Annotated in this window: 8 protein-coding genes and 1 pseudogene; 7 read left to right on the top strand and 2 right to left on the bottom strand. The window is 59.8% G+C overall.

The window, feature by feature from the left end; genetic code table 11:
* From BI344_RS20680 to sseE, 4 genes are all read left to right on the top strand, one after another.
* The coding region (locus BI344_RS20680) for a type III secretion system translocon protein (RefSeq protein ID WP_338152223.1) at nucleotides 1–1,584 on the top strand (1,584 nt) is incomplete at its 5' end.
* Between the two features lie 8 nt (nucleotides 1,585–1,592).
* Nucleotides 1,593–2,357 carry a hypothetical protein gene (locus BI344_RS20675; protein WP_071114689.1) on the top strand — a complete coding sequence of 255 codons (765 nt, stop codon included), beginning with the start codon at nucleotides 1,593–1,595 and terminating at the stop codon, nucleotides 2,355–2,357.
* Nucleotides 2,358–2,428: 71 nt separating this feature from the next.
* Nucleotides 2,429–3,028 carry a hypothetical protein gene (locus tag BI344_RS20670; RefSeq protein WP_071114688.1) on the top strand — a complete coding sequence of 200 codons (600 nt, stop codon included), beginning with the start codon at nucleotides 2,429–2,431 and terminating at the stop codon, nucleotides 3,026–3,028.
* 61 nt (nucleotides 3,029–3,089) lie between these two features.
* A complete protein-coding gene (gene sseE, locus BI344_RS20665; RefSeq protein ID WP_071114687.1) occupies nucleotides 3,090–3,518 on the top strand; it encodes a type III secretion system effector protein SseE in 429 nt (142 codons plus the stop codon).
* A gap of 590 nt (nucleotides 3,519–4,108) precedes the next feature.
* On the opposite strand, the pseudogene BI344_RS20660 reads toward sseE, so the two are convergent.
* Nucleotides 4,109–4,674: pseudogene (locus BI344_RS20660) on the bottom strand (integrase core domain-containing protein); the annotation flags it as partial.
* 113 nt (nucleotides 4,675–4,787) lie between these two features.
* Here BI344_RS20660 and BI344_RS23290 point away from each other — a divergent pair.
* From BI344_RS23290 to tldD, 3 genes are all read left to right on the top strand, one after another.
* Nucleotides 4,788–5,003, top strand: a complete 216-nt coding sequence (locus BI344_RS23290) for a hypothetical protein (protein WP_083370313.1) — start codon at nucleotides 4,788–4,790, stop codon at nucleotides 5,001–5,003.
* Between the two features lie 89 nt (nucleotides 5,004–5,092).
* Nucleotides 5,093–5,902 carry a carbon-nitrogen hydrolase family protein gene (locus BI344_RS20650; RefSeq protein ID WP_071114686.1) on the top strand — a complete coding sequence of 270 codons (810 nt, stop codon included), beginning with the start codon at nucleotides 5,093–5,095 and terminating at the stop codon, nucleotides 5,900–5,902.
* Between the two features lie 10 nt (nucleotides 5,903–5,912).
* Nucleotides 5,913–7,355 (top strand): metalloprotease TldD, encoded by a 1,443-nt coding sequence (gene tldD, locus BI344_RS20645; RefSeq protein ID WP_071114685.1) that lies wholly within the window; start codon nucleotides 5,913–5,915, stop codon nucleotides 7,353–7,355.
* A gap of 46 nt (nucleotides 7,356–7,401) precedes the next feature.
* Here the strand turns inward: tldD and BI344_RS20640 are convergent, their stop codons facing one another.
* The gene (locus tag BI344_RS20640) at nucleotides 7,402–7,926 is read right to left on the bottom strand and encodes a HisS family protein (RefSeq protein ID WP_420912619.1); all 525 of its coding nucleotides are present in this window, start codon (nucleotides 7,924–7,926) and stop codon (nucleotides 7,402–7,404) included.
* Between the last annotated feature and the right edge of the window lie 525 nt (nucleotides 7,927–8,451).

Raw genomic sequence — 8,451 nt, 5'->3', positions numbered from 1 at the left:
GCGACCAAATCGACTATCAGGCAATCAAGGCCAGCGCCGTTGACATGCTGGCTCTGCAACAGGAGGAAGTACCATGTTGATCACACTGGATCGTTTCATGCCTGGCGCGGCTTGCCGGGCGATTGGGCGGAGAAGGAAGAAGGAAAAAGCGGCGCGACCCGTAAAGTCAGCGATGCAGCGAATATGGTCTCCAGGCCTTTGGCGGAGGTGAAAACGCAGCAGCTGGGGCAATTGGCTTCGCCGCGCGCCGCCAAGGAGCCGGTATCCCGGCAGCAGGCGGCCGATGCGCTGGGCCGGATCACGCGGACCATCGATCAAGCCTCCGGCAATGTTGGCACGGCCAAGGGGCCGACCCTCAGTCTGTCGGCGATCGAAAAGATTCCGATGGATTCGATGATCATGGCCTCTACGCTGATGACCTCGCAAATGCTGGGTGATACTGCGGCGACCAAGAGCAAGGCACTCGACATCATGAGCAAGAAGCAGGACGCGCTTCGCAAGCAGGAAGTGGAGAACATTCGAGAACAGATGAGCAAGGCCATCGAGCAGCAGGACAAGGCCAAGAAGGCGGGCATTCTCAGCGTGGTTTTCGACTGGGTGGTCGCCGCGGTGGAGGTGGTGACTGGCGTTGCCAAGATGATAGGCGGTGTGATGACCGGCAATGCGATGCAGGCAGCTGGCGGCGCGATGGACCTCGTTGCAGGCATGGCGGGCCTGGTCAAGGCCATGGCCAATACGATGGCGCTTGTTGACCCTGAAAATGCAGAAAAATACCGAAAGGTAGCGGATGTCGCAGGGAAAATTCAATTGTCGTTTGAAATCGCCGGGGCGGTGGTGGACGTTACCAGTGCGGCGCGCAATCTGTTGGTGACCAAGATGATTCCGAAAGTCGCCGGCAAGGTACTGAAGGAAGGCGCGGAGCAAATGGTCAGTACAGCCATCAAGAAAGGCACGGCAGGCGCAGCCAAGAATGCGGCAAACGCAGTTGGCAAGCAAGTGGCGGATCAAGTCGCGACTCAAGTTGCGCAAGCGTTGGGCAAGGCCGCTGTCGATGCCGCCAAGACCACCACCAAGAAGACGGTGGAGAAGTTCGCGCAGAAGTTCACCAACCAGATGCTGGAAAGGTTCACCCACGAGGCGATAGAAAAGCTGGTGAGCAAGTCGGTGGAGAAAGTCATCAAGAAGGCCGTCAAGGAGGGCGTGGAACTGACGGCCCAGGAGGTCACCAAGCGAGTCGTGAATCAGGTTTTCGCGGACGTGGTCAAGGCTACGATCAAAGCGACGCTGAAGGCGCCGGCGCTGGTTGTGTCCAGCACGGTCCGCGGCGTGGCGACAGGTGCGCGGGATATCATGATCGGCGAGATCGAGAAACAGCGAGCCAAACTGCAAAAGGAAATCGATTTGTTGATTCTGGATCAGCAATGGCTGCGAAGCTTCTTCGAGTTCTATGAGCAGGAAAAGAAGGAAGTCATCAAGAAGACGCGCGAGTTGTTGAACGATAAAGGCCAGGTGTTCGAGGACGGCGTCCAGGCGATGGGCCAGGCCGCTTCCACCCAGGCGCAGATCGCGTCGGCGATGGTGTAGGGGGAGAGATGACGGGTTTTCCGATGATTAGCCAGAGGATAGATACGACTGGATATAGGATCGGGGAGCATTCCGTCAACTCGAAATCCTCCACCGATCTAGCCGAACTGCCAGAGTTGCAAATCGGCGCCGATCCATTGCACGAGGTTCTCAATGACCTGAAGGCGCTTGATTTCGAGGCCTGCGGCCTTGAAGCGCCGATCCCGGATGGCCTGGACTACACGATTCAGTTGCTGGCCGGCAACGAGGGCTTCGGAGCGCTGGACTTGCATGGCACGTTCAGCATCGGTGATCTGATGGCCAAGCTGCAAAGTTTGTATAGCCAGCAGCGTGAAGGTTTTTGGGCGATGCAGACTGAGTTGCTGCCCTTGGTCGCTGCCGTCGCGCTGGTTGCAATTCAGCAGCGCAGCGAGGCTGCGGAGCTCAATGCCCGGGCGCAGCAGGAAAACGCGGCGAGCGAGGTGCTTGGCGGCGCTGGCCAAATACTCTCCGCAGTTGGTGGAGAAACGGCGCGAGCAGTAGCGAGCAAAGGCGCGGCGCAAATCAGCCAAGCCATCTCCGTTCATGCTGTGGGCCATGAAGTGCAAGGCGCGCAGGAGGAAACGTCGGGAGAACTGGCTCAGAAGCTGGCAGGCAGCATCGGCCAACACCTCGCCAAGGCTATCCAGAAGGAGTCTGCATATCGACAGGATTATGGCCCGTTGGTGGAGGGGCTGCTGGATGTATTGGCCAAGGATGCCCGAGCTGCCGAGTCGATTGGGTCACACCGTTGATCAACAGGCATTGAAATCAATCATCGTGACACCTCAGGGTGGCACGCAACCATTTGTTTAGGAAAATTATCATGATGGATATTAACAAAGTTGGAGTCTCGAACGCGGTACCAACCACCCCACAGCAGCTTTCGGGGCAGGGTGTGGATAAGGGCAGTACCGGGGTATATGCCACCATAGACAACCTGATTGCGATGTTGCAGAAAATGAACATCGATATCCGCGACATGGAGCGCGAATTCCATGCCGCTGGCCAGCAGCAGGCAGCGGCTGTCCAGTTAAAGTCGATCGATACCAAGCTGGAGAGCATCGAACTTAAGTACAAGGCTGCGTGGAAGAACGCCAGCGCTAAGGTCCTGTCAGGATTTTTGAGTGCGGGCGGCGCGGCCATCGGTGGAGTCGCGGGCTCGGGGGGAGATCTGATCTCCACTGGACTGTCGGGGGTGGGCAAAGCGGCGGAGGGCGGCATTAACTGGGGCACCGCTAGCCTGACGCGCGATGCCGAGCAGAAGAATATTCTCGGCGAATTCCAGGCGGATCATGCCGCCGAGCGGTATAAAGCGCTGAGTGCCGCCGCCGATAAGGCGGCCGAGGCGTCGAGCCGCATGCATGATTTGACGCGTCAGCTGATGAGCATGCAAGAGCGCATCATGTCGGCCGTCAAGATTTAACTCTACTTATGAACCGTGAGCGGATATGGGTTTTCCCATATCCGCCAAATGGAGAGTCGAAATGCAAGAAATGAATATCAAACCGGATGCTGTTACGCAATTCCTGCTGTCGCAGGGGTTGGTTCCGGAGGCAGAGTATTTTGGAAATAGCCATGTTTTGGTTGGGCAGCGATTAAAATTGCTGGATTGCGAACTGGTTTATCGCTTGGAGAATGAGGAGCTGATTATCTGCGACTTCGTTGCCAAGCAGCCGGTGGAGGGTTCCGCCAGCGCCGTTTCGGCTTTTATCCATCTGATCCATAAAATTGAAAAGTCTGTTCCGAAAATGAAGCGGGTACGAGGACTGTTTTTGGAAAGCATGACTCGGCCCGAACTGAATCAGATCAGAACGCGGCTGTCCAAAGTCCTGGAGGCGCAAGGTGCCACATGGCAGGACATCGATGGCGAGTTGTGGCTGGTCTATGAAACCGGACTGGCAAAGGTCGCGTAGATGTTGCATCCCGGACGATCATCTGAGTAAACGCTTCTGGAAACTTACCCTACCCCGCGATGGTTTGGGTAAGCTTCTGGAAACGCTCAAGGCCAAGGGTGTACAAAATTTTGAATAACCGGACATTTGGCAGGAAACTGCCGTCTTGTCCGGAGACATCATGAGCACCAAGAAACACCACGTTCCTGAAGTCCTGCTGGACAGCTTGTTGGCCATCTACCAGAAACCGGAAGACCTCATCGGTGAGAATGGACTGCCATCACTCGCTGATGTGTAGCCACTGCATATCACGAATTTCGTTCATTCTCAAAGGGCCACGAGGATCGCAGCGCTCTTCTTGGCGCAGCAATTCTTAGCACTGGAGCTGCTCTACAACTTTCGCGATCAGCACAAGGCAGCCTTACTGGTGCATCCCTGGCCGAGGGCGAGTGCCATGGAAATGGCGGGAAGAGCGGGACAAAACCGTCGGGATACCCGCAAGGTCTGTTTGACACCGTTGATTCCTCTTGATGTGGCGCAGCGTTTATACCATCACGCCAAAGGCATCCTGAATTATGCAGAAGAACGGTTGGACCGACGCCCCCCCGGTTTCAGTAGCAGAGGGCTTTAGAGTCCGGGGCTAATTCACCTGATTTTTCAGCGAGTGATTTGGCGTAAGCTGCCGGCGTCAAACCACCAAGGGATTTCTTGGGCCTTTCGTCGTTGTATTCCTGCCGCCAAGCTTCGATGACGACCTGGGCATGGCGTAGGCTGGTGAACCAGTGTTCGTTCAGACACTCATCGCGGAAGCGTCCGTTAAACGATTCGATATAAGCGTTCTGATTGGGCTTCCCCGGCTCGATGAGAAACAGCTGAACCCCACGGGCGTGCGCCCAGGTCAACATGGCACGGCTGCAGAATTCCTTGCCGTTATCGGTCCTGATGGCTTTGGGCAAGCCGCGTGTCTGCGCCAGCTGGTCGAGGACGCGCGTCAGATGCAGACCACCCATCGCGCGCTCCGGAACAATGGCCACTGCCTCATGCGTGGCATCATCGACCACGGTCAGATTCTTGATGGCACGCCCCTCTGCCGTCCGGTCGAACACAAAGTCCATCAGACCTGATTGGCGGCCAGCGGGCGTTCCAACGGGTGACGATCCGCCACCGGGATCTTCTTGTACAACTGCGAGGAGAAAAGGTGACGCCCAAGGCCGTGGCAGTAGAGGCGAAGGTTTCCCCGCCACTGATCAACAACTGCTATCCTGATTCGCCGAGCAGGTGCGAGCAACGATGGGCAAGACGGTGCGTCAACAGCGCAACGAGAAAGCGGATCTCCTGACCAAGGAGAGAGAGAAAAACCGCAAGCTACGGGAATTGGTCGGTAGCCAATTGGTAGAGATCACCCGACTGGCATCGGTGAATGGGGCCTTGCGCGCCGAGCTATCTTTACAGAAGGCGATCGCTGAGGGGAAAGTCACCAGAGGACCGTTTGGGCGCAAAAACTAGAGTTAAAAATCGCGAAATAAGTTACCGGAAATTATCACTTTGAAATCAATTGCTTGTGCATTAAATAAATTTACAAGGAATCTTATGCCATGAAGCAGAAGTTTATCGCCGCGGCGGTGCAGATGGTGTCCGGCTGCGATCTGGCCGCCAATCTGGCCCGGGCCGACCAATTGCTGGCCGAGGCGGCCGGCAAGGGCGCCCAGCTGGCGGTGCTGCCTGAGTATTTTTGCCTGATGGGCGCGCATGAAACCGCCAAGGTGGCGGTGCGCGAAGCCTATGGCGAGGGGCCGATCCAGCAGGCGCTCTCCGATATGGCTCGCAAACACGGCATGTGGCTGCTGGGCGGCACGGTGCCGCTGGCCGCCGACAATCCGGAGAAGGTGCTCAACACCAGTCTGCTCTACAATCCACAGGGTGAGGTGGTTTCCCGCTACGACAAGATCCACCTGTTCGGCTTCACCGGGCAAGGCGAAAGCTACCGCGAATCCAATACCATCAGCGCCGGACAGACGCCGGTAAAGGCTGAGACGCCGCTGGCCGACATCGCGCTGAGCATATGCTACGACCTGCGCTTCCCCGAGCTGTACCGCCTGCTGGCGCCGTTCGACCTGCTGATCATGTCGGCGGCCTTCACCGCGACGACCGGCGAGGCGCACTGGGAACCGTTGCTGAGGGCGAGGGCGATAGAGAACCAATGTTATCTGCTGGCGTCGGCGCAGGGCGGCTTGCACCAGAACGGCCGCAGGACCCATGGCCATTCGATGATCATCGACCCCTGGGGCCGCATTCTGGCCGAGCTGGAGCAGGGCGAGGGCGTGATCGTCGCCGAAATCGATCCCGATTTGATCCAATCGGTGCGCAGCAGCCTGCCGGCGCTGGAGCACCGAGTCATACGTTGAAAGAACTCCGATGCAAGATGCCTTCACCGCTGCAGATGAACTGCTGCTCAAGCCTTACGGTCTGGACGAGTCCGCCATCGAGCAGACCCTGGCGCACATGCGCCGCCATGACATCGATTATGCCGACCTCTATTTCCAGTACACCCGCAATGAGGGCTGGCATCTGGAGGAGGGCATAGTCAAGTCGGGCAGTTTCAGTATCGACCAGGGGGTGGGCGTGCGGGCCGTGTCCGGCGACAAGACGGCCTTCGCCTATTCCGACGCCATCAACCAGGAAGCGCTGACCCGCGCAGCGGAGGCGGTGCGCGCCATCGGCCAGGTGGGCGGAGACGGCAGCGCCGGAGCGGTGGACACGCGCCGTCCCAAATCCCTGTATCCTGCCATCGACCCTTGTCACAGCATGGAGGCCGCCGCCAAGGTGGCTTTGCTGGAGAAGGTGGAACGGTTGGCCAAGGCGATGGATCCGCGCGTGATCCAGGTGATGGCCGGCCTCGCCACCGAGTACGACGTGGTCTACGTCGCTCGCCATGACGGCGTGCGTGCGGCCGATGTCCGTCCGCTGGTGCGGGCGTCGGTGATGGTGATCGCCGAGCAGAACGGCCGGCGCGAGCAGGGTTCGTCCGGCGGCGGCGGCCGTTTCGACCTCACCTATTTCGACGATGCGGTGATCGAACGCTATGTGCGCGAGGCGGTGAAGCAGGCGCTGACCAATCTGGACTCGCGTCCGGCGCCGGCGGGCCAGATGACTGTGGTGCTGGGGCCGGGCTGGCCGGGCGTGCTGCTGCACGAGGCGATAGGCCACGGCCTGGAGGGCGATTTCAACCGCAAGGGCACTTCGGCCTTCTCCGGCAAGATGGGAGAGCGGGTGGCGGCTCCCGGCGTCACCGTGGTGGACGACGGCGTGATGGGCGGCCGCCGCGGCGCACTGGCGATCGACGACGAGGGCAATGCCACCCAGCGCACCGTGCTGATCGAGGATGGCATCCTCAAAGGCTATATGCAGGATGCGATGAACTCGCGGCTGATGCAGGTGGCCGCCACCGGTAACGGCCGGCGCGAATCCTACGCCAGTATTCCGATGCCGCGGATGACCAATACCTATATGCTGGCCGGCCAGCACGATCCGCGGGAAATCATCGCCTCGGTCAAGGATGGCATCTACGCCGTCAACTTCGGCGGCGGCCAGGTGGACATCACCAGCGGCAAGTTCGTGTTCTCGGCGTCGGAAGCCTGGCGCATCGAGGACGGCAAGCTCACCTATCCGGTCAAGGGCGCCACCCTGATAGGCAGCGGTCCCGAGGTGCTGAACTACGTGTCGATGATAGGCAACGATCTGGCGCTGGACCAGGGCGTGGGCGTGTGCGGCAAGGAAGGCCAGAGCGTGCCGGTGGGCGTGGGCCAGCCGACGCTGCGCATAGACGGCGGCCTTACGGTCGGCGGCACCGGCGCCTGATCCGGCCCCTGTCCGGCGCTTGGCCGCCGGACAGGGTTTTTCCCCTTCAGCCGGTTTCTTGTTGTCCGGCCTGGATGCTCAGCGCCAGCGCCAGCCTTTCCAGTCCGATGCCGAATCCGGCGCCCTCGCGGTAGGCTCCTCCACCCACCACCTGTTTTTGCGCGCCAAGCTCCGGCGCCCGCACCTCAAATCCTTCTCCGTCCAAGTAGTAGCTCAACCCGCGCTTGGCCGCGCCATCCAGCTGGTAGCGCAGGCCCAGGCTGTCCAGAAACGCCAGGCACAACTGCCGGCTGCGGCCCAGCGCATCGGCCGGATCCGGGCATAGATATTCGAAGCCGAGCTGGGTGAACTCGCGGTAACGGCCGGCCTGCGGCCGCTCGTAGCGGTAACAGCGGGCGATGTAGAAGAAGCCGGCTTCATGCCTGCCGGCCAGAAGCTCGCGCTTCCGTTCCTGGAACAGCGCCGTGGCTTCCGGGATCAGGCAGCAGGGGCGGCCTTTCTTGTCGGGAAAAGCCCACATCTGCCCGATGATTTCGCTGCCGCCGGTTTTGGCGATGAAGGTGTCCTGCAACCAAAGCGCGGGTAGGATGGCTTCTTCCGCTCCGGCGTCAATGAAGATGGCTCCGGAAACGGTTCTCCAGCGTTCTTTGCGCGGCGGCCTGCTGGCCGGTGATGATCTGAACGCCTCTTGGCATGGTCATGCTTGTCTCCTGTCGGTTTGGTTGCGCCGGAATGGCGACAATAAAAAAGGCGCCGTGAGGCGCCTGGGGCGGGGCTGGCGGAGGCTAGTGGCTTGTCGTCCGTCCAGCGGCCATCGCCGCGGCGCAGCATTGGCTGCCGTGGTGATGGTGGAATTGGCTGGGAGTCGATCTTTTCATGACTTAAGCATGTTTCTTCCGCGCGGGCCTGTCAAGGACGGCCGCTTGGCTGGCTATTGTGCCAGGCGGCGTGACAGGCGGGGAGGCGGGACTGATCTGCGTCAACACTTCAATGACATTTTCATTTTATTTTGCTCGCTAAGGCGGACTGCGCTGCGGCGCGGCCAACGCCGGATAGGCGCGTCGACGCGCAACGACCGGCCGGGGAGGCGCCCCTC

It is taken from the genome of Chromobacterium sphagni (genome assembly GCF_001855555.1).
GTDB classification, from domain to species: Bacteria; Pseudomonadota; Gammaproteobacteria; order Burkholderiales; family Chromobacteriaceae; genus Chromobacterium; species Chromobacterium sphagni.
The sequence above is the reverse complement of the archived record's forward strand: the minus strand, read 5'-3'. Positions and strand labels throughout refer to the sequence as shown.